Genomic DNA, 20,134 nt, shown 5'->3' with positions numbered 1-20,134 from the left:
TGTTGCACACAGAGCAATTCGGAAATGAACTAAAAAACCTTGGTTTTGACTTTTACAGCGGAGTCCCCTGTTCATTTTTAAAAAGTCTTATTAACTACTCGATCAATGAGTGTAACTATATTGCCGCTGCTAATGAAGGGGATGCTGTCGCGATCGCCTCTGGGGCATGCTTAGGGGGCAGGAAAACAGTGGTCCTCATGCAAAACTCCGGTCTCACAAATGCTGTTTCTCCCCTTACCTCCTTGACCCACCCGTTCCAAATCCCCGTGCTCGGTTTTGTCAGTCTGCGAGGAGAACCGGGTTTAAAGGACGAACCTCAGCATGAAGTAATGGGACAAATCACTACTCAATTGTTAGACCTTATGCAAATAAAGTGGCAGTATTTATCAAATAATATTAACGATGCAAAGGTACAGCTTGTCACAGCTAATGAGTGGATTGAGAAACATCAACCATTTTTCTTTGTTGTAAAAAAAGATACATTTGAAAAGGAGAACTTGAAACCAGAGGACCGATCCATTCATAGAAATAAGAAAAAAATCGAAAAAACCTCTTCGGATGAAGTTCCAAGTCGAATGGAAACGTTGAACGTGATCAATCGGCGCAAAGATGAAAAGACCGTGCAGCTAGCAACAACAGGTAAAACAGGCAGAGAACTATATGAAGTTGAGGATTGTTCGAACAACCTGTACATGGTTGGTTCCATGGGGTGTGTCAGTTCCCTCGGATTAGGATTAGCTCTTGCAAGAAAAGACCTCAACATAGTTGCCATTGATGGAGATGGTTCCTTGCTAATGCGAATGGGAAGTTTAGCAACGAACGGTACCTATCAACCCGAAAACATGCTACACATCCTTCTAGATAATCAATCCCACGACTCTACCGGAGGGCAACGTACCGTTTCTCATAATGTAAACTTTGTCGACATTGCTGCCGCTTGCGGTTACGAGAAATCAATTTATATTCATAGTCTAGAAGAACTCGAAAATGAAATAAACGAATGGAAAAAGACAAAAGGGCTCACTTTCCTATTTATAAAAATTGCAAAAGGATCTAAACAAAATCTCGGGCGCCCTACCGTTACGCCTAGTGAAGTGAAAATACGACTTCAAAGATTTATCAATGACAAAGGATGAACAGCATGCAGAAAGTGAAGAGAAATATCTTATTGAATCCAGGTCCTGCCACGACAACAGATACAGTTAAATTCGCACAAATTGTGCCAGATATCTGTCCCCGTGAAAAAGATTTCGGTGAAATTATGCGATTTGTATCTTCCGAACTTACGAGCTTCGTCGCAGATACCGAACAGTATACAACCGTTCTGTTCGGCGGTTCCGGTACCGCTGCAGTGGAGTCCATCTTAAGTTCGGTCATGAATGATGGGGTTATCGTCATTATCAATAATGGTGCATATGGAAAACGAATGTGTGAAATTGCAGACGCATACGGGCTGGATTGGGTTGAGTACGGAAGTCCAATGGATCAACCGATTCAACTCGATCACTTGCAAGCATTCATTCAAAAACTACCGCGCCCCGCTTCCTATCTCGCGGTTGTTCACAATGAAACAACAACAGGATTAGTAAATGATATTGAATCGATTGGTTCACTCTGTAAGGCAAACAATATGACAATGATGGTAGACGCCATGAGTTCGTTCGCTGCGATTCCAATTGATATGAGTAAAATGAACATTAGTTATGTAGCAGCGAGTTCCAATAAAAACCTACAAGGGATGGCAGGCATCTCTTTTGTTATCGCAAAAAAAGAGGAACTAGAGAAAGAAAGAACGACGAAACCAACCAACTATTACTTAAATCTGTCTGCGCAATATAAGCATTTCAAAGAAACAGGGCAAATGCGGTTCACCCCGCCTGTACAGACGATGTACGCCTTACAACAAGCCATCATAGAACTTAAAGAAGAAGGCGTAAAAGAGCGATATGAACGCTATTCCCAAAGTTGGGATACGCTGATCGCCGGCATCAAAAAACTTGGACTGACGCATCTCGTCGCTCCCGAGCACCATTCAAAAATTGTCACTGCAATCGTGGAGCCGGATTGTAAGGCCTACAATTTTGAGAGCATGCATGATTATTTCTACACAAACGGCATAACGATCTATCCTGGAAAGCATGCCAATTTGAATTCCTTTCGGGTGGCCAATATAGGTGATCTAACAAAAAATGATATTGAGCTCTTCCTAGCCTTATTGGAAAAGTATCTTCAACAGATAGGTTTTCATTCTGCAAACTAAATGGATAAAAACTGATGACCTCCGAACAAAGGAGGTCATTTGGCTGCACAAAGCTATATGTAGACAAGCGCCATCAAACCTCCTCTCCCTACAACACCTTTCCTAAATATCCAGAAACAATTATTCCGTATGCATAGACTAGTAAAGAGCTGAATAATAACAGCAGCCACGAAGAGGAGTAAGGTAAAATAAATTCACGAATTGAGGTTGTTACGATGAAGAGAGCAATGGGGAAATGGGAGCAAAATGTATTATTAAAGCAACATCCATTCGTCGCAAAACATCTTCCAGAAACACAGCTTTACAATGAGAGCAATTTGGATGGTTTCTTGAACCGCTATCAGTCTGTCTACGTGAAACATGACACAACGGGCCAGGGCAGAGCAATTTTAAAGATTCACAAAAGTGACGGCGGGAACTACTTCGTAAATGGAACGACAATTCAAGGCACGCCGATACAAAAATCCGTATCGAGAGCTGATGAAATTCAGCAGCTTCTTCATCCATTTATAAAGCTTGGCAGAAAAAGCGGTCTCTATATTATTCAAGAAAATATCCAAAGCTACAACCAAAATGGACAGCCTTTTATTATTCGGGTTCATGTACAAAAACTGAAAGGCAACTGGGTGATTGGCGGGATGTACGGGGCAATCAGCGCCACCCAAACCGGCTTAACGACAGAAAACGGAATTGTGAATACCCATAGGGACGCTATTGTAATGACCGTTTCTGATGTATTATCACACACAACAAAGCATCAACAAAAGGAAACAGTAAAGAAAATAGAAGAGATTGCAATTGCAGCTGCGAAGGTAATCCATTCCGCTTTGCCCAATAGAGAGTATGGAATCGACTTCGGGGTCAATAAAGAAGGGACACCAATATTATTAGAAGTGAATACGACTCCGAGTATCCGCTCATTTGCAAAAATTAATAATAAACGTATTTGGAAACGAATTGTAGAGATACGAAAAATGCAAAGTGAAGAAGATAAAACCAATTAATGAACATTTACGCGGTTCGTACTAGCAGATTCCCTTCAAGGGGGTCACGTGAGTGTTTAAATAATCCATCCATTATGAGCTTCCACTCAAGGATGGATTATTTATTATTGCTGCAGGACACTTACGATATGTTGGTAATTGAGTAATGAAACATTGTTTTAAAAAAACTCATCCATTAGTTGATAAAAAGCGACTCTAGATTCGTCCAATTCTCTCATTCCATAACCTGCGAGAAAGAAAGGGACAAATTCCTTGCCGAAATTACTCGTAATGCTTCGTATTGCCAAAGCCAAATCCTGATATTTATCCGAAAGCCCAGCCCTGCCCCAGTCTATAAACCCGCTTACTCCTTGTTTTTCCATAATCACATTCGGCAAACAATAGTCCCCATGCGTGAAAACAAACTCCTCGTTCAACGGCCTTTTAGCGATGAGCTCTTCAAAAAGATCGATTGCTTTCCTCCCTTTGCGCACCTCATCAAAATCATCTTCATCGACCCATCCTTGTTCTACTCTATTTTTCGCCTCTACTAATTTCACATCCATGCTTTGAATAAAAGGACAATTGTCAATGCGAACACGATGGATCGTCTTGAGTCCGGTTCCTAACGACTCCAACATCGAAGGCAAATCGTCCCGATGTGATTGATCCGAAGCATTTACGCCTTTTACTTCAGACATCAGCAAGTATTCGTGTGCCTCGTCCTTTCCATAAAAAAGCACGCGCGGCACAGGCAGCTTACCTTCTAACCACTCCAATTTTTCTTTTTCATCAAAAAGGTGTTCAACAGAATGTATCGGTTGCACTTTCAAGTATTGATTCGTCTGAGGTCCTTTCAACAAGAAGGTCATCGCCTCCGAATGGCCGATAGTAATCGGTTCCCACGAGAATCCTTTTGTCAATTTAGATAAACTTGAAGGTACTTCCATCAAATGAATCACCGCCATTTTCATAATCTCTCTAGCTTCCACATTACAGCAAGTCCTTCCTAAAAATCCAGAAATTATGATTCCAGTTGAATGACAACATTAATACAGCAAAAAGGAGCCAACCAAAACCGCTCTGATTGACTCCCCTTCTCTTCTTTTCCTTTTCTCGCTGTTACACGAAATAATTTACAATGACACCTGTGTCTGTAAGCTCCACACTCCGCTTTTCGTCAATTTATCAATATGGACTTCGATATCCCCGCCTAAATAGACAGTCTCTCCTTTGATGGCGACGACCATTGCCAGTATGACGGGATCACTATTGTTTTTTTGGTACACATCGCCGATTTTAGGCATATGGATTTGAATTGGATGATGTTCCTCCACCTTCGCGTGCTCGTTTGGTTCATTCCCGTCAGGCTGTGCCCGGTCAATGATTGTTGCGCCCTCTTCCAGCCCAGGCACCATAACCCAATACTCGCTATGTCTGATGCCATTCGATCTGTTGCTGATTACGCCGTTTGCTTCTATGGAAGAGACAGTTTCAATCGCGTGCAGATGGTGATGGTCAATGGAGTCAGGTTTCGGGTTAATAATTAAAATATAATCACCGACTTTTGCTTTCACTTCTTTATGAAGCGTGTATCGTTGATAATTGAACCTGAAACTATCCAAATGCTTCGGTCTATACAATGTGATCTCTCTAGCAGTTACGAGCTGCTGCTCCATATCTTCAAGCCGGATTAGATGCACAGACTTCCTGAAAAACGGGTTTACCGAGTACACTTTGTGCAGTTTATTTTGATAATAAACAAATTGTCCTCTTCTAACATTCAATAAATTCACTACGAACCCACCTTATAATTTTTTCTAGTTTGTTGTCACTTTTCATTCCAATGACTAAATGAATAATTCGCTGATCACTCTTTTTGTTGAATGACTTTGTAAAAGGATACGACCATTAAAATGATAATAAATGAGAGCGGCAAGGCTGATATGATGAGCATATTTTGAAAGCCTTTAATGCCTCCGGAGTACATGACAATGGCCGCCATTGCTGATAAAGCGAGCCCCCATACGATTTTGACAACATTCGAAGGATTCAATTGTCCTCCTGTACTGAACATGCCGAGTACAAATGTTGCCGAATCCGCAGAGGTTACAAAAAATATGGCAATTACAAACACGGTAATCAAAGACAAGACCGTTCCTAGTGGATAATGCTCATACATGCCGAATGTCACCGTTTCCGTAACTAAAGTGGACAGCTTAGCAATCCCGTTCTGCTCAAGATACAATGCCGAGCCGCCAAAAACAGCAAAGAAGATGAATGTCACAAGTGTCGGAGCAAGTAATACGCCTGCGACAAACTCTCTTATTGTCCGGCCTTTTGAAACGCGTGCAATGAACATGCCTACAAACGGCGCCCAGGAAATCCACCATGCCCAATAAAAGATTGTCCATTCATTAATCCACTGGCGCTGATCGCCATTCAACGGTTTAAGTTCAAAACTCATTTCAATGAAGTTCCCTGCATATTTACCGATTGAAGTTGTAAATAGATTTAAAATGTACATGGACGGACCGACAATAAACACGAGGAGTAACAGGAAGAATGCAACGACAATATTAATTGTACTTAAGTATTTTATGCCCCGTCCGATACCCGACCATGCGGATACAATAAATAAGACCGTCGATATTAGTAAAATGATCAATTGAAACCAAAACGTTTTAGGGGCGTTAAAGAGATAGGACAACCCGCTGTTTATTTGCGCTGATCCGAAACCGAGAGTAGATGCGACACCGACAACGGTGGCAAAAATCGCAAGCGTATCTACGATATGTCCAACTGTACCCCGCATGATTTTCTTGCCGAACAACGGCTCAAGCGTCGCACTGATCAACCCGGGAGCGCCAACGCGGAATTTAAAGTAAGCGAGTACAAGGGCTACAATGCTGTACAGCCCCCAGCCATGAAGGCCCCAGTGAAACATCGCATATTGAAGTGATTCGAGTATCGCCTGATCAGACCCTGGCGTCGCGTTCGGCGAGCTGATGAACGCATGAGAAATGGTCTCCGCCGTTGTAAAGAACATCAATCCAATACCCATACCTGCGCTGAACAACATCGCAAACCATGCCAGCAAACTAAATTCAGGCTTCTCATTCTGTTTACCTAACTTTACCTTGCCAAAACGCGAAAACATAATATAAAAGCAAAAACTGATCATCGCAACGATGACGAATATGTAAAACCATGCAAAGTGATCATAAATAAATTCGGTCACAGCTACTGTCAACCCGTTCAAACTATTCGGGGCAAATGAACCCCAAAGTACAATCGCTATACAAATAACGACCGAATACCAAAATACCCTAGTAATATGCAAGAAAATTCCCCTCTCTCTATTCCGCTTCTCTATCTTTCACAGAAATCATAAATCACATCAATGAGAACTCCCCCTCCTTAGCATGAGAACAGAACTTCCCAGCTATACGTAAACCACTATAAAACGAGCCGCCTATCCGATTTAGAAAATCGTCATAGACGGCCATAAAGATTCAGCATTCAATTATACCCATTTAAAAAAACTTCAAACATCTTCATCCGTGCAAATTGTGTGAGAATTGTGTGGGTGCCTGTGCAAGGCACATTTATGACAATTCATAAAAAGTAATAAAAATACGGTGATTTCTTGGTGTTACTGGATTCTTTCAGTCATTTATGCAATTGTAGTTCATAATCTGAATTGTGTCTTACACAGGCACCGTTTAAGATGTGATTATGTTCATCAGTCATCTTTTCCTAACTTCAACAAATCATCGTTTTCCCTCCCTACTATCCGCATCAATTTCACCATATAAAACCACCACTTATCTTTCAAATTTCTGAATTTAAAATAAGTAGACACCCTTTCCCTTTTGAGAATGGGTGAAGGCGTTGGATGGTATGGCTGAGTGAAGTTAGGTTCATGTTGTTTATGAACACCCATTAAAGGAAAAGGTTACTATGCAGTGCAAGCCATCATTTTACGAAGGGGCGTCTACAATGGCCGATCAAAACCACGACATCATCACCTATTTTCAAAAACTCGACCGCAGTTTTTTCATGGATGAACTCAAGGAATTCGCATATATGGACGAGGCCATTCCAATCGGGCATGAACAGACAATTTCCCAGCCTTCCCTCGTACTTGAAATGACATTGGCCCTCGATTTGCAGCCCAGTTCAAGAGTGCTCGAAATCGGAACGGGATCCGGCTACCAGACCGCCCTGCTCGCCGCCTTTTCGAATTCCGTTTACACAATTGAACGAATCGCCGCCTTGCATGAACGGGCAATGGAACGATTGGAGAAAGCCGGCTTCTCTAACATTAATTTCAAACTGGATGACGGTAGCACCGGTTGGGAAGAAAACGCTCCTTACGACCGGATTATGGTGACGGCCGCCGCTGCCCAAGTGCCGCGTGAGCTCATCGACCAATTAGCGATCGAAGGAAAAATGATTATTCCAGTAGGTACACCCCTTCTACAGGAGCTTTTGCTGGTTGGAAAAGATGAAGACGGAGAAATCCATACGACAGTGCTGGAGGAAGTGAGATTTGTTCCGTTGAGGGGGAAGTATGAATAGAGTGTATTACATAACTCGCGAATCATTGCTCGTGATCGATCTTTAGCGCCCTCTCTATTAGGTCCATAGTCACAAAATGACCATATAACTCGGGAAATGATCGATATATGTTGGGAAATAATCGATATCCCCCTCGAAATGTTCGATAAACTTCGGGAAATGAACGATAATTCGTGGGAAATGATCGATATAATTCTCCTTGCACCATTCCCAACTGCCCACCCACCCCCTGCCACTTAAACTCCCAAACCGATTGTTACACCTCAGACTTTAACCTTCTACTTCCGTATGAAATAAATCAAACCTGGAAAGAATAAGTGTAAAACTTCGGGAGCTGATTCTCTTGGCAAATAACTATTATGAAGATAAGAAAGTATTTTGCTATATCTGTCGCAAAACGACTTATTTCACACAAAGAGATTCACATCATAACAGTGGAGTGGAAAGCCATTGCGGGGAATGTTCAGGGGTATGGTTTGAATGGCAAAATAGGGCTGTGGAACGAGAGATGGAAAAGTGGATTGATTACAATAGCAGCAAAAATCCTCTCGGGAGATTAATCAATCTAGAAAACTAACCTCTTTGCACGATGCACCTATTAAGTAAACAAGAAAGCACATTATTTCGGATTTCCCTGCGTCAAACAGGGAGCCGAGATAATGTGCCAGTTTACAATTTCATACGTTAAATCTCGAGATCAGCGTTTGCATTTCTTCCGCTAGTTGAGCCAAAGAAGAAGCTGATGCTTCAATTTCTTCCGTGGAAGCGAGTTGCTCTTCACTGGCTGCCGATACACTTATGGCATGTTCGGAAGTGGTTTGCGCAATTTGGCTCATCCCCTTCGCAGATGAAGTTATTTCCTGTCCGCTCGTCTTCATTCGCTGTGTTGTCTCCGATACGTTTTGAATTTGATTGGCAACCTGGTGCAGTGAATTTACGATTTCATGAAATTTGCTCTCGGTTTCATTCACAATCGTAAGCCCAGCATCCACCTCGGCGTTTACTTCATTCATGCTCTGGACTGACGTGTCCGTCTCTTCCTGCATTTCTATAATTAAGTTCGCGATATGTTGCGCAGAATTTGACGACTGTTCCGCGAGTTTTTTCACCTCATTAGCAACGACAGCAAAACCTTTACCTTGTTCCCCAGCCCGTGCCGCTTCGATTGCGGCATTCAAAGCCAATAAATTAGTTTGGTCCGCTATGTCTCGCATAATTTCAAGGATTTGCCCAACCTCACGTGAGCGTCCATCCAACCTTTTAATCGAGGTATTGGATTGTTCGACAGACGTACGAATCATATTCATTTGTCCAACGAGGTGCTGCAGGGAGCTGTTTCCTCCTTCTGCTAAGATGGAGGAATGTCGGGCCGCTTGAGAAACATCCGAAATTGTTGCTGCAATGCTTTGGAGCCCTATATCCATTTCTGTCATCCTATGTACAGTAGTTTCCGCACCTGCCGTCTGTGTTTCTGACCCACCGGCAACTTCCTGAATCGCAGCGACGATTTGCTCACTCGTTTTGGTGTTTTGCCCAGCATTAATCATTAGTTGTTCCGCAGAGGAAGCGACTTGGTGGGATGTGACATTAATTTGAGTGATCAGCTGTCTCATGCTCTGAATCATCTGTTGAAAGCCTTCTACGACGATACCAATCTCATCCTTGTTCTTTACGGTCGGGACATCAATTGTAAGATTTCCTTTTGCGACGTGCTTAACTTGCTCTGCTAGTTTTAGCAACGGACTTGAAATTTTTCGCGAAAACAGGATAATGAATGCTCCACCGACTACCAATGAGATTGCGAGTATAATAATGAGAGTTGTAACAATATCGTTCGCTCTCTTATTAAAATCCTGATAGAAGCTATTCGTGCAAACAATCCATCCCCAAGTGGGTTCAAGCTCAACATAACTTACATTTAGCGCCATCTTACCTGGCTCATTGGGCAATTCCCACATCGTATCAAGATAAAATGATCCTTCTGTTTGCGCCCTCTTGATCATTTCTTGAAAGAAAAATTCACCGTTATCATCTTTATAATCCCATGTATTCGTGCCTTCTAAAAAAGGATCAGCCACTTGCATGCCCTTTTGATCGATAATATAAAAATAGCCATTTTCTCCTAAATCTATATTTTTATTAATCGGACGTGTTCCGTCTGCTTGCTTTTCCCCCAAAATGGCCACTTTCACATACTCTTGCGCCTCTTTCAGACTAATAGTACCTTTTTGCACTTCGTCATCCATCGTTTTAATCATTTCAATCGTTTGCTTCACACTGTTTTTCATCATCAATTTCCCTGATTCATTCAAGCTATCCAACGATAATTTGTAGCTAACCAAGCCGATCAATAAGCTTGGGACACATAAAAACAAAAATGAAATAATGATAAGTTTTTTTCTCAAATTAAGCTGAAACATGAACCTTTCTCCCCCATTAGCCGGATTGTACACTCTACATCGTTCACTTATTATCACGAGAAGCCCCAACTTCTTCTGAATGAAGGAGTGGGGCTTCTTCGCGGTCTAGCTGGTATGGACTTATGCGATAGGTTGTTTCGGCGTGTAAAACTCTTCTGGAATCGGTCCGAACACTCTTCGGTGGTAGAGCATCGGGTCTTTCTCTTGATCAATTTGAATATCTGTAACTTCGCCAATTAAAACGGTATGGTCGCCTGCCTCGATCGCTTTGAACGTTTTACATTCAAATACGCCGAATGCACCGTCAATGATCGGCAATCCGTTTTCGGAAAGGGTCCACTCACAAGCAGCAAATCGATCCTCAACTTTACTTGCAAACGTTTTACAAAGATCTTGTTGCTCACCTGCCAGAACATGGACTGCAAATTTGCCGCCTTCCGTAAACGCTTTCAGCGACGATACTCGATGATCGATAGACCAAAGCAGCATGAGCGGATCCAATGATACGGAAGCAAATGAATTCACCGTTAACCCGACAGGCTTTCCGTCCTCATCCGTTGTTGTCACAATCGTTACGCCTGTTGGGTAATTCCCCATGATCTGTTTGAACAAATCCTGTCTTTCTACTTTTTCCATGTTTGCTCTCTCCCTTTATTGTAATTTGTGATCTCATACAACCGTTTCTTCCCTTACAACAACTTTGCAGCTCTTCGCCGCGGCAATGATACGAGGCTGTAGAGTACTGCCGTTACGATTATAGTTGGGTATACAGCCCCTACAGAATTCCCCAATAAAACAGAGTCACGGATCGCTAAGAAGAAGACCACCCCGAATGCCCAGACAGCTACCGCTCTTAAATTAACCCCTTTTGAATACCAGTATTTCCCGCCTACTTTCTCAAATTCCTTTACATCATAGGAACGCTTTTGGACAAAGAAGTAGTCGGCAACCAAAATCCCCAGCAATGCACTTAATACCATACCGATGTACTCTAAGAAGCCCATAAATGTATATAAGAAACTGGCCAAGTACAGTGGAATGAGCATTGCAAATCCCGCCAAGACTGTTACAAGCCAAATGGAATGAAGCGGCTTGATTTTTTTCGTTACGTTGGTAATTGAAATTCCCGCGGCCATCAGATTCACCACGTTTGTTGTAATACAAGCGACAACAATCAGCACCAATGCAAACCAACCGAGTCCAAGATTCGTCACAATTGAACTTGGATCCGAATTATCCGGATTAAATGTGCCTGTCGTAATCGCCGCGCCAATCGTAGCGATTATACCGATGAATGCAAACCACATGAGGGAAAGGCATGCGCCAAGAAGCGGTGCGACGGTTGCTGTTTTAGCGGACCTTGTATACCTCGTGAATTCGGCAATGCCGAGAACCCATGCCAAGCTGAATGCAGCCATTATGTCAATCGCTTTCCCAACCGGCATGACCGCATCTGCCGGCGCCTTCCAAGCCATGATGTCCGCGATTGAATGTGTTTTCAACACGACAACCGTAATCCAAATGCCCAAAGCAAGGACGAGAACGATTCCAATTCTCTCGACAATTTTAATGGAGTTCCTTCCCAGTGAAACGGCAGCCAAATTCAAAATGCTCATAAAGACAATGCCCAGAATCATCGGGCCCGCACTCCCCGGCTCACCATAAGCAGGCCATCCGAATAAACCTTTTAATATGAAACTCATAGAGATGACGGCAATGAATGTATTAACAACCGCCCATCCTAAGAAAACGATGGTATTTAACACAGTTGGCAAGAGACTTCCCTTAATTCCAAAAGCCGGCCTTGTTAATGCCATCGTGGAAGTTCCAACTTTAAATCCCATATACCCAACAAGTGCCAGAACAAGATAGGCGATAGGATTTGAAATTAATGTGACCGTAATCGCCCCAGCAAATGCCATTCCGGCAACCGTTCCCCCAACGTACCAGGATGCATTATTCGAGTTTGCGCCAACCCATATGGCGATCATGTCAAAGAAACCGATATTTCTTTGACTCATGGGAACTTCATCGGTCGCGTAATGTTCTACCGTAACGACATCCTCACCACCGAAAGCTTGCTCTGCAACTTCCACCCCAATGCTCGGCACTTCAACTTTCTCCACGGTTTTCAATAATTCTCCCCCTCTGTTTGAAACTCAGCGCTAGTTAGTAGCGCAATGAATGGATTCATGCTCTTGCAATTGGTTGACTGTTAGCTTCGCATAAGCATCTCTCAAATTTTCCGGAGTAAATTGCAATTCATCCGGCCCCTTAGATGCCCAAACGCTATACTCTTCACCGGAAAGTTTTTTGCAAAGTTGATCGGCGTCAAAGATTTGGATGTCATAGATCCAGTTCGCCATCATTAAGGTCGCTGCCATATGCGAACCTTCTGTAGTTGTACCGCATAGATCTTTTACCAAGTTAACCTGGTAATCTCGGTAGTACGCATCCATTGCAGTTGAAATGACACAGACATCCGTGAGGACGCCGCCAAGCAATAAATGCTTTACATTCAGACCCTTTAACATCAGATCCAAACTGGATTCATGAAAACCGCTATACCTGTATTTATCAATAATGATATCCCTGGGTTCCGGCTTCACTTCATCCATTATCTCAATTGCCTCTGTACCGGTATGGTAGTAAAGGGGCTCTCCTTTTTCATCCAACGGTTCCCTGTTTCCAAGTCCGATGGCATCCCCTCTATTTAAATGGCGCGTGTAAATAACAGGAATATTCTTTTGACGGCATACCTCAATTAGAGCAGCTGTTTTAGCAATGATCGTTTCCATTCCAACAACATCTGAAGTACCGCCTTCTTTTTGAAGGTCAATCAAGAGGAGTGCCGTATTCGCTACATCCATTTGCTAAGCTCCTTTCTTATTTATTTTAATGAAGCATGTTTGCCATGTACCATGCAAGAATTGGATTAAAAAGCTTCAAGCTCTATGAACTTTTCAATCTACCGATTCTGACTAATAATCGGTTTCCACTCTTTCAGTTCAAGTCGGCGTACCTTTTCGATCACATGTGGATCTGCTTCTGCCATAGCCAAAGCTTCCTCATATGAGTCTGCGATATAGACTACGAGGCCGCCAGTCCCATCCCCGAAAGGTCCTCTTGCAAAGATTTTCCCCTGCTCATCCAATCCATTCAGATAGTCAATATGACGGGGGAGGGTTTCCTTATTCTTCTCAGGATCGATCATGTGCAACAGTGCCGCATAATACGTCATCTTCAACCTCCTAATTCCGGTTCCAGACAACCAGTTTCATTTCCGTCATTTCTTCCACTGCATATTTCAAACCTTCACGACCTGTTCCACTTTCTTTCACGCCGCCGTATGGCATATTATCTACGCGGAATGTTGGGGTGTCATTGATCATCACGCCGCCGACATAGAGATTTTCAGCCGCATTCAACGCTGTCGTAATATCGTTTGTGTAAATGCCCGCCTGTAATCCGTATCGTGAGTCATTTACGAGTTCCACTGCCTCATCTACGTCTGTCACTTTATTGAGGACAATGATTGGGGCAAACACTTCATTACAAGACACTTTCATCGTTGAATCGGCATCGCAGATAATTGTTGGATAGAGTACGTTGCCTTCCGTATTGCCGCCTGCTACGACTTTTGCGCCTTGGCTTTCCGCTTCCTTAATCCAGCTTTGCGCGCGCTCGACATCTCCGGATGAAATTAGTGCTGACACATCTGTTTTTTCATCTAACGGATCACCGATTGTCAGCTTTTTCGTTTCATTGATAAGCTTCGAAACAAATTCATCGTATACATCCTCATGGACATATGCCCGTTGCAAAGCAATACATACCTGCCCTTGGAAAGCGAAAGCACTGGTTACACAGCGTGGAATGATCTTATCAATGTCAACGTCTTTATCGACAATCACCGCTGCATTGGATCCGAGTTCCAAAGTCACTCTTTTCAACCCTGCCCTGCTTCGTATTCCAATTCCGACTGCCGGACTTCCGGTAAACGTAATCATGCTGACACGATCATCCGTTACAAGTTTGTCACCCGTCACTCTGCCGCTTCCCGTAACAACGTTAAGTGCTCCGGCAGGCAATCCCGCTTCCAGAAGGAGTTCTGCTATAAAGAATGAGGAGAGCGGTGTTTGTGTTGCAGGTTTTAAGATAATCGTATTGCCGCTTGCAATCGCCGGGCCAACCTTATGCGCAACAAGATTCATCGGGAAGTTGAATGGTGTAATGGCCGCAATCACACCGATTGGTTCACGCACTGTATAAGCCAACCGATTTTCTCCTCCGCGAGCAGCGTCAAGCGGAAGTGTTTCACCATGAATGCGTTTCGCTTCCTCAGCCGCAAACTTGTATGTTTCAATTGTTCTGCTGACTTCTCCCCTGGCCGTAGCAATCGGTTTTGCTGCTTCCATTGCTATGATTTCAGCCGCTTCTTCGGCTCTGTCCTGCAATAAGAGAACTAAATTTTCCAAAATCTCGGCGCGTCTATGAGCGGGCATTTTTGACATTGTCTTCTGTGCATCGATCGCCGCTTCAATCGCCAGCTCTGTTTCTGCTGCCGTCGCTAAAGGAATTTCCGCAATCATATCTCCTGAGTAGGGGGAATGAAGCGAACCGTACTCCCCAGCTTCCACCCATTCCCCATTAATAAGTAGGTGTTTCTTGATAATACTTGTTAACGATTCTGTCATAATCAGGTTACCCTTCTTTCTTTGAATGGGCTTGGTTACCGGATTGCCTCTATTCAATTTCATTTCGCTCTTTTTACCTCGATGAAATATTCATCGATCTTTATCTTTAATCCCCCACTTCCGAACTTGACGCGGGTAGTCGTTTCATCCGTACTCTTTTGGAGATAATCGAGAAAAGATAGAATGTTTTTCCGTCTTTCTACGATTCGTTCAAAGCCACGTTCATAAAAAAACGTATCGATCGTATTATAGAGTCCCCTGTTGACACCATACTTTTCATTGCACAAACGGATGAAGGACAGATCTGGCAAATGAATCGTTTTGTCTATTGGCATGTCAATTGCTCTCCTCCCTATAATAATTTCCAGTTACTGATTAACGCATAATAAACGGATCGGGAATCGGTTCGGATGAAGTATTCACCCAGACGACCTTACTTTGTGTATATTCATAAATCGCATCAAAACCGCTCTCTCTGCCATGCCCGCTTAAACCGGAACCGCCGATTGGTGCGATTGGCGAAATGCTTCGATAGGTATTCACCCAAACAATTCCGGCCCGGACAGCTTTGGCCACTCGATGGGCTTTCCCAATATCACTTGCCCAAATGCCTGCCGCTAATGCGTACTCTGTGCTATTTGCAAGCTCGATTACTTCTGCCTCGTCTTTAAAGGGAATTACACTTAAAACCGGTCCGAAGATTTCCTCTTTCGTTATGCGTGCCGTGTTGTCGGTATGTTCGAAGATCGTCGGCTCAAAATACCATCCTTTTTCCAGGTGTTCCGGCCTTTTTCCACCGATAACAATTGTTCCTCCATCCGCTTTCCCGATGGACACATATTCCTCAACGCGTGCCAACTGCGCCTCCGTTGCAAGTGGTCCCATTTCTGTACAATCGACTAACGGGTCACCAATCTTGATTTTCGAAACACGGTCAACAAGCTTCTCCATCATTTGGTCGTAAATGTCCGCATGTAAGAAAGCACGGGATCCTGCAACGCAACTCTGCCCTGAAGCGCCGAAAATCCCGGCGATGATGCCCATTGCGGCATTATCGAGATTCGCATCCTCGAAAACAATGTTCGGTGATTTCCCGCCGAGTTCAAGTGACACTTGCGCGAAATTCTCTGCTGTATTACGGACGACGTGGCGAGCAGATTCGGTGCCTCCTGTAAACGCAACACGTCTTACAAGCGGATGAGAGGTCAACGCATCTCCTACCGGCATTCCGAAACCAGTCACTACATTGACGACTCCCGGTGGAAATCCGGCTTCTTCAACAAGTTTCACAAGTTCAAGCAGAGAAGCGGAGGTAACTTCGGATGGCTTTATGACAATCGTATTTCCAGCGACGAGTGCAGGCGCCAGTTTCAATGTCGTCAAATACAGCGGTGAATTCCAAGGTGTGATTGCGGCGACAACGCCAAGCGGTTCACGAGTCGTAAAGGCGAACATATCCCGCTTATCCATCGGCAATGTCTGACCATGGATCTTATCAGCAAGACCTGCGTAATAATAGTAGAATTCCGGTAAATAATTTAATTGTCCCCGCATTTCCCGGATCAATTTTCCATTATCCATCGTTTCGTACTGGGCAAGTTGTTCAACATTTTGAGCGATCAACTCACCCAGTTTCCTCACAAGCTTACCTCTTTCGGTATAGGTCATATGGGTCCACTCTGAATTCAAAAACGCCTGATGTGCGGCTTGCACCGCCTGATCCACATCTTCCGCCGTCCCTTTTGCTACGCGGCACCAAGCCTCACCCGTTGCGGGATTATAGCTTGGAAAGTACTCTCCGCTTGAGGACGCCGTCCATCTGCCATTTATATACATATCGTAGGTTTTTAGCTCTGTCATCAGCTCTGTCAAGTCTGCATCTCCTTTACCTCGCTACTACTGTTCTTTCTGATAAACGAATGTATTGCTTCGTTGACGATATCCGGTCTTTCCACGGGAAGCATATGCCTCATCGCAGGGACAATCACCAATTCCGAACCAGCTATTTTCTCGTGGATCTGCTGCGCCATTTCGGGTGTTGAGCCGATATCATCCTCCCCCGTAATGACCAATGTTGGAATATCAATCTGATCAAGTTTCTTCCAAAGCTCCTGATCAGCAGTTGCAAACAACCTGTACGCAACTATGTAAGAAGTGGGGTTGTTTGTTTGAAGACGTCTACGGATCCGACCGACCGTTCCATCCTGAGCATAACGATATTCAGGAGTAAACCATCGCTGAATTGCCGGTTCAATGGTAGCTTCAGGTCCAGTCGTTCCCACTTCTTCCACTCTGGCCAGAATTGCCTGCCGCTGCTCTTCCGATCGATTTGCGACCGCGTTCATGATTGTGAGCGTTTTCATTCTCTCTTTATGTGCCTGTGCAAATGCCTGCGCAACCATCCCCCCCATGGAGAATCCGACGAGGTGGATTTTATCAAGACCTAATCCATCGATAAGCGCAGTCAGTTGCTCGACAAACTGGGAAAGTGAATAAGGACCCGGAGGATGCGAAGATCCCCCATGCCCTACCATGTCGTACACAATTACGCGGTACTCATTAGATAACTGATTCACTTGCTGCTCCCACATTGCATGATCCAAGCCGACTCCATGAATGAAAACGAGGGGTTCACCCATTCCTTTTTCTTCATAATAAATGGTCCCCTGATCATACGGAAAGATTGGCATTAGACAAGCCCCAGCTCAATCATGTCTTGATGGCGATCCCCTGTTCTAGGGTGCGGACGTCCTGCTGTCGATACACTAATTGCAACAACGATTTCATCTGCTCTTGGTGCATCCGGAATTGTTGCTTCGAATGTCAGGAAGTGTGAGCGTTTCGAATCTTCGTTTTTATGCACCATCGGAATGATGACCGGTGTGCCTGCACCGCCGCGTTTATTTGTAAACGGCAAGATGCTTTTCCCTTCCACTGCATCCCGGAACTTGTTTCCGAACTTCAATGTATGGATAAATGCCGATGCATGCTCCATTTCTCCATCCACACCGACAACTGCAGCTTTACCGAATGCTTCCACATCGTCTGCCGATTCAATATGCTTAAACAACTCCGCCACTAGCAATTCACCGATTTGCGGTGCATATTCGTTGATTTCAGGCATTAAATCCTCAACAAAACCTCTATTAGCCCAAGGGTTTTTCATGACTAACATTGTCGTGATCATCCTGATCGGATCTTCGATTTGTAGGCCGCCCTCAATGCGTGTTTCCTCAATTGCTGTATATACTTTACGGATTTCTAACATGATTACAGTACCCCCTGTTTAGTTTTCGTGAAATTAGGCATTACCTCTTCTGTGAACAACTTCAGGCTCTTCATCATTTTCTCATGCGGCAAATGACTGTGATTTACCCAGAGCAGTAAATTTTGCAGATTCAACTCTTCTTGTAGTTCCTTGATTTTTTCCGTTACGTACTCCGGTGTACCGAATAATAGGTTTCTCGGATGGAGGAATTCATATGTCAACTGCTGGCCAAGCTCCACTTCTTCGCCCGGATCCATCAAATTCCCAAGACCTCTCCAGTGGCAAATCCAGCGATAGGTGTTCAGCACTGCTTCTGCAGCGTCTTCACGTGCTTGCTCCATCGTTTCCGCTACATACACATCGCGGACAAGTGCAATCCCTTCACCAAGCGGCACTTCATAGCCGCGTGCCTTCGATGCTCTTTCACGATACAACTCAAAGCGTCCCTTCAGCTCTTTCACTGTAGGCATCCAGAACATCGCATTGATGCCAGTTTCAGCCGCAATTTCAATCGAACGCGGGGAATCAATCGTTTGCCAAATAGACGGCATCCGGTTTTGATATGTGCGTGGCATAATCGAAATTTTATTGATTTCACCCTTCTCCATATCCATGAATTCAGGTGACGCTGGACTCATTGGGTGCTTCCATTTCAATCCTTCCGGCGGATACTTGTAAATATCCCCATCATGTGAAAAGAAACGATTGGACCACGCTTTCTTCATAATCTCCACCGTCTCTTCAAACAGAGCGCGGTTTTGATCATTGTTTTTCGGATCTGCCAATGGATTTAGATTCGCTGCTTCACGGCCGTATAATCCCCGGGCTAACCCAACCTCTACGCGGCCTTTGCTTAATTGGTCCAACATGGCAATATCCTCTGCCAAGCGCAATGGATGCCAGAACGTGGCAACATTCGCTGCCTGACCAATCTTGATATTTTTTGTCCGAGCGGCAATGTCTGCCCCCATCATCAGTGGATTTGAAATCAATTCATTTCCTTCGTGACCGAAGTGATGCTCTGTATACCAGATGGAATCGTAACCGTTTTCATCGCAATAGACAGCTTGCTCCCGTGCCTCATCCAATACTTTATAATACTCGTCATGACGACCTGGCCCCGCTAGATTCGCAAATATTCCGAATTTCATAACCCTATTTCCCCCTTATTTTTCATCGTCTTGATACAATCTTTTGCCGATCGCTTTTTTTAATCCCTTTGCACTTTCCTTAACATGCATTCGCATTGTTTTCTCCGCTGCCTCCCGATCCCCACTCAGGATGGCCGCTAATATGAGTTGGTGTTCCCGGAGAGATACTTCCAACCGGTTGGGAACGTCGATACTCAGGTAAACATATCCATTGTATGGAATTTGGTTTAATAACAGATTGTACAAGTACCCTAGCTTTGAATTTTCAGCTCCATCCATAATTGCTTTATGGAAGAGATTATTTGATTCAACAAACAGTTTGTGATCTTTTTTCTCTACAGCCCTCTCCATTAAGGCAACCGCTTCTTTCACTTGCTCGATTGCTTCCGCATTTCCACTTTCCGTAAGGAGACCTGCTGCGAAGCCTTCCAATGCTTCTTTCACAGTAAATAATTCTTCCAAATCTTTTTCTGTCGGCTTTAATACGCAAGTTCCAACTCGTGGAATGATTTCAACCAATCCTTCTCGTTCCAGTTGCTTTAATGCTTCCCTAATGGGAGTCCTGCTCACCTTATACGACTGCGATAATGCAGCTTCAGACAATTGTTTGCCGGGCTCAAATTCACCCGTAATGATTGCTGTCCGTATAGCGTTCGTTACTTGAGTCGTAATACTTGTAGTCAATATCGTTTGAGTGATGACGAGCACACCTCTCTTTCATTTTTAGTTAAATTGCCATGTACCATGGTAGAAAAACATATACAGTAGGTA

General features: G+C 43.9%; 19 protein-coding genes. 4 read left to right on the top strand and 15 right to left on the bottom strand.

Going from position 1 to position 20,134, the window contains the following annotated elements; genetic code table 11:
- Window positions 1–2 precede the first annotated feature (2 nt).
- The 3 genes from aepY (at window position 3) to M3193_RS13585 (ending at window position 3,264) form a co-directional block, all read left to right on the top strand.
- Window positions 3–1,136 (top strand): phosphonopyruvate decarboxylase, encoded by a 1,134-nt coding sequence (gene aepY, locus M3193_RS13595; protein ID WP_251628953.1) that lies wholly within the window; start codon window positions 3–5, stop codon window positions 1,134–1,136.
- 5 nt (window positions 1,137–1,141) lie between these two features.
- Window positions 1,142–2,260 carry a 2-aminoethylphosphonate aminotransferase gene (locus tag M3193_RS13590; protein WP_251628665.1) on the top strand — a complete coding sequence of 373 codons (1,119 nt, stop codon included), beginning with the start codon at window positions 1,142–1,144 and terminating at the stop codon, window positions 2,258–2,260.
- A 215-nt stretch (window positions 2,261–2,475) separates the two neighbouring features.
- A complete protein-coding gene (locus M3193_RS13585; protein ID WP_251628663.1) occupies window positions 2,476–3,264 on the top strand; it encodes a YheC/YheD family protein in 789 nt (262 codons plus the stop codon).
- Between the two features lie 158 nt (window positions 3,265–3,422).
- Here M3193_RS13585 and M3193_RS13580 read toward each other — a convergent pair whose 3' ends face one another.
- From M3193_RS13580 to M3193_RS13570, 3 genes are all read right to left on the bottom strand, one after another.
- Window positions 3,423–4,211: an APH(3') family aminoglycoside O-phosphotransferase gene (locus tag M3193_RS13580; protein ID WP_251628661.1), complete on the bottom strand. Its 789-nt coding sequence runs from the start codon at window positions 4,209–4,211 to the stop codon at window positions 3,423–3,425.
- A gap of 168 nt (window positions 4,212–4,379) precedes the next feature.
- Window positions 4,380–5,039, bottom strand: coding sequence for a hypothetical protein (locus tag M3193_RS13575; protein ID WP_251628659.1), 660 nt, complete (start codon window positions 5,037–5,039; stop codon window positions 4,380–4,382).
- Between the two features lie 74 nt (window positions 5,040–5,113).
- Window positions 5,114–6,586 (bottom strand): BCCT family transporter, encoded by a 1,473-nt coding sequence (locus M3193_RS13570; protein ID WP_251628656.1) that lies wholly within the window; start codon window positions 6,584–6,586, stop codon window positions 5,114–5,116.
- Between the two features lie 659 nt (window positions 6,587–7,245).
- Between M3193_RS13570 and M3193_RS13565 the strand changes: the two genes are divergently transcribed.
- Window positions 7,246–7,827: a protein-L-isoaspartate(D-aspartate) O-methyltransferase gene (locus M3193_RS13565; RefSeq protein WP_251628653.1), complete on the top strand. Its 582-nt coding sequence runs from the start codon at window positions 7,246–7,248 to the stop codon at window positions 7,825–7,827.
- Between the two features lie 677 nt (window positions 7,828–8,504).
- Here M3193_RS13565 and M3193_RS13560 read toward each other — a convergent pair.
- The 12 genes from M3193_RS13560 to M3193_RS13505 all read right to left on the bottom strand — a co-directional run bounded on the left by M3193_RS13560 (window position 8,505) and on the right by M3193_RS13505 (window position 20,071).
- Window positions 8,505–10,247 (bottom strand): methyl-accepting chemotaxis protein, encoded by a 1,743-nt coding sequence (locus tag M3193_RS13560; RefSeq protein WP_251628649.1) that lies wholly within the window; start codon window positions 10,245–10,247, stop codon window positions 8,505–8,507.
- 120 nt (window positions 10,248–10,367) lie between these two features.
- The gene (locus M3193_RS13555; protein WP_251628647.1) at window positions 10,368–10,883 is read right to left on the bottom strand and encodes a flavin reductase family protein; all 516 of its coding nucleotides are present in this window, start codon (window positions 10,881–10,883) and stop codon (window positions 10,368–10,370) included.
- A gap of 53 nt (window positions 10,884–10,936) precedes the next feature.
- The gene (locus tag M3193_RS13550) at window positions 10,937–12,373 is read right to left on the bottom strand and encodes a cytosine permease (protein WP_251628951.1); all 1,437 of its coding nucleotides are present in this window, start codon (window positions 12,371–12,373) and stop codon (window positions 10,937–10,939) included.
- Between the two features lie 39 nt (window positions 12,374–12,412).
- Window positions 12,413–13,117 carry a cysteine hydrolase family protein gene (locus tag M3193_RS13545; RefSeq protein WP_251628644.1) on the bottom strand — a complete coding sequence of 235 codons (705 nt, stop codon included), beginning with the start codon at window positions 13,115–13,117 and terminating at the stop codon, window positions 12,413–12,415.
- A gap of 98 nt (window positions 13,118–13,215) precedes the next feature.
- Window positions 13,216–13,488, bottom strand: coding sequence for a YciI family protein (locus M3193_RS13540; protein WP_251628642.1), 273 nt, complete (start codon window positions 13,486–13,488; stop codon window positions 13,216–13,218).
- A 10-nt stretch (window positions 13,489–13,498) separates the two neighbouring features.
- Entirely contained in the window at window positions 13,499–14,944 is a 1,446-nt protein-coding gene (locus M3193_RS13535; RefSeq protein ID WP_251628640.1) for an aldehyde dehydrogenase family protein, read from the bottom strand.
- Window positions 14,945–15,003: 59 nt separating this feature from the next.
- Entirely contained in the window at window positions 15,004–15,279 is a 276-nt protein-coding gene (locus M3193_RS13530) for a hypothetical protein (RefSeq protein WP_251628632.1), read from the bottom strand.
- Between the two features lie 40 nt (window positions 15,280–15,319).
- A complete protein-coding gene (locus tag M3193_RS13525) occupies window positions 15,320–16,816 on the bottom strand; it encodes an aldehyde dehydrogenase (RefSeq protein WP_251628630.1) in 1,497 nt (498 codons plus the stop codon).
- Entirely contained in the window at window positions 16,813–17,634 is an 822-nt protein-coding gene (locus tag M3193_RS13520; protein ID WP_251628628.1) for an alpha/beta fold hydrolase, read from the bottom strand. The genes M3193_RS13525 and M3193_RS13520 overlap by 4 nt, the downstream gene beginning before the upstream one ends.
- Window positions 17,634–18,212 carry an amino acid synthesis family protein gene (locus tag M3193_RS13515; RefSeq protein ID WP_251628626.1) on the bottom strand — a complete coding sequence of 193 codons (579 nt, stop codon included), beginning with the start codon at window positions 18,210–18,212 and terminating at the stop codon, window positions 17,634–17,636. The genes M3193_RS13520 and M3193_RS13515 overlap by 1 nt, the downstream gene beginning before the upstream one ends.
- Window positions 18,213–18,214: 2 nt before the next feature.
- On the bottom strand, window positions 18,215–19,363 hold the full coding sequence (locus M3193_RS13510) for an LLM class flavin-dependent oxidoreductase (protein WP_251628624.1): 1,149 nt from the start codon (window positions 19,361–19,363) through the stop codon (window positions 18,215–18,217).
- Between the two features lie 15 nt (window positions 19,364–19,378).
- Window positions 19,379–20,071, bottom strand: coding sequence for a GntR family transcriptional regulator (locus M3193_RS13505; RefSeq protein WP_251628623.1), 693 nt, complete (start codon window positions 20,069–20,071; stop codon window positions 19,379–19,381).
- Window positions 20,072–20,134 lie beyond the last annotated feature (63 nt).

It is taken from the genome of Sporosarcina luteola, from assembly GCF_023715585.1.
Lineage (GTDB): Bacteria > Bacillota > Bacilli > Bacillales_A > Planococcaceae > Sporosarcina > Sporosarcina luteola_D.
The sequence above is the reverse complement of the archived record's forward strand: the minus strand, read 5'-3'. Positions and strand labels throughout refer to the sequence as shown.

Bases quoted from the DNA above. Each gene is read 5' to 3' on its own strand.
- M3193_RS13590 (WP_251628665.1), top strand. From the start codon at position 1,142: ATGCAGAAAGTGAAGAGAAATATCTTATTGAATCCAGGTCCTGCCACG.
- M3193_RS13585 (WP_251628663.1), top strand. From the start codon at position 2,476: ATGAAGAGAGCAATGGGGAAATGGGAGCAAAATGTATTATTAAAGCAA.
- M3193_RS13580 (WP_251628661.1), bottom strand. From the start codon at position 4,211: ATGGCGGTGATTCATTTGATGGAAGTACCTTCAAGTTTATCTAAATTG.
- M3193_RS13565 (WP_251628653.1), top strand. From the start codon at position 7,246: ATGGCCGATCAAAACCACGACATCATCACCTATTTTCAAAAACTCGAC.
- M3193_RS13560 (WP_251628649.1), bottom strand. From the start codon at position 10,247: ATGTTTCAGCTTAATTTGAGAAAAAAACTTATCATTATTTCATTTTTG.
- M3193_RS13555 (WP_251628647.1), bottom strand. From the start codon at position 10,883: ATGGAAAAAGTAGAAAGACAGGATTTGTTCAAACAGATCATGGGGAAT.
- M3193_RS13545 (WP_251628644.1), bottom strand. From the start codon at position 13,117: ATGGATGTAGCGAATACGGCACTCCTCTTGATTGACCTTCAAAAAGAA.
- M3193_RS13540 (WP_251628642.1), bottom strand. From the start codon at position 13,488: ATGACGTATTATGCGGCACTGTTGCACATGATCGATCCTGAGAAGAAT.
- M3193_RS13535 (WP_251628640.1), bottom strand. From the start codon at position 14,944: ATGACAGAATCGTTAACAAGTATTATCAAGAAACACCTACTTATTAAT.
- M3193_RS13530 (WP_251628632.1), bottom strand. From the start codon at position 15,279: ATGCCAATAGACAAAACGATTCATTTGCCAGATCTGTCCTTCATCCGT.
- M3193_RS13520 (WP_251628628.1), bottom strand. From the start codon at position 17,634: ATGCCAATCTTTCCGTATGATCAGGGGACCATTTATTATGAAGAAAAA.
- M3193_RS13515 (WP_251628626.1), bottom strand. From the start codon at position 18,212: ATGTTAGAAATCCGTAAAGTATATACAGCAATTGAGGAAACACGCATT.
- M3193_RS13510 (WP_251628624.1), bottom strand. From the start codon at position 19,363: ATGAAATTCGGAATATTTGCGAATCTAGCGGGGCCAGGTCGTCATGAC.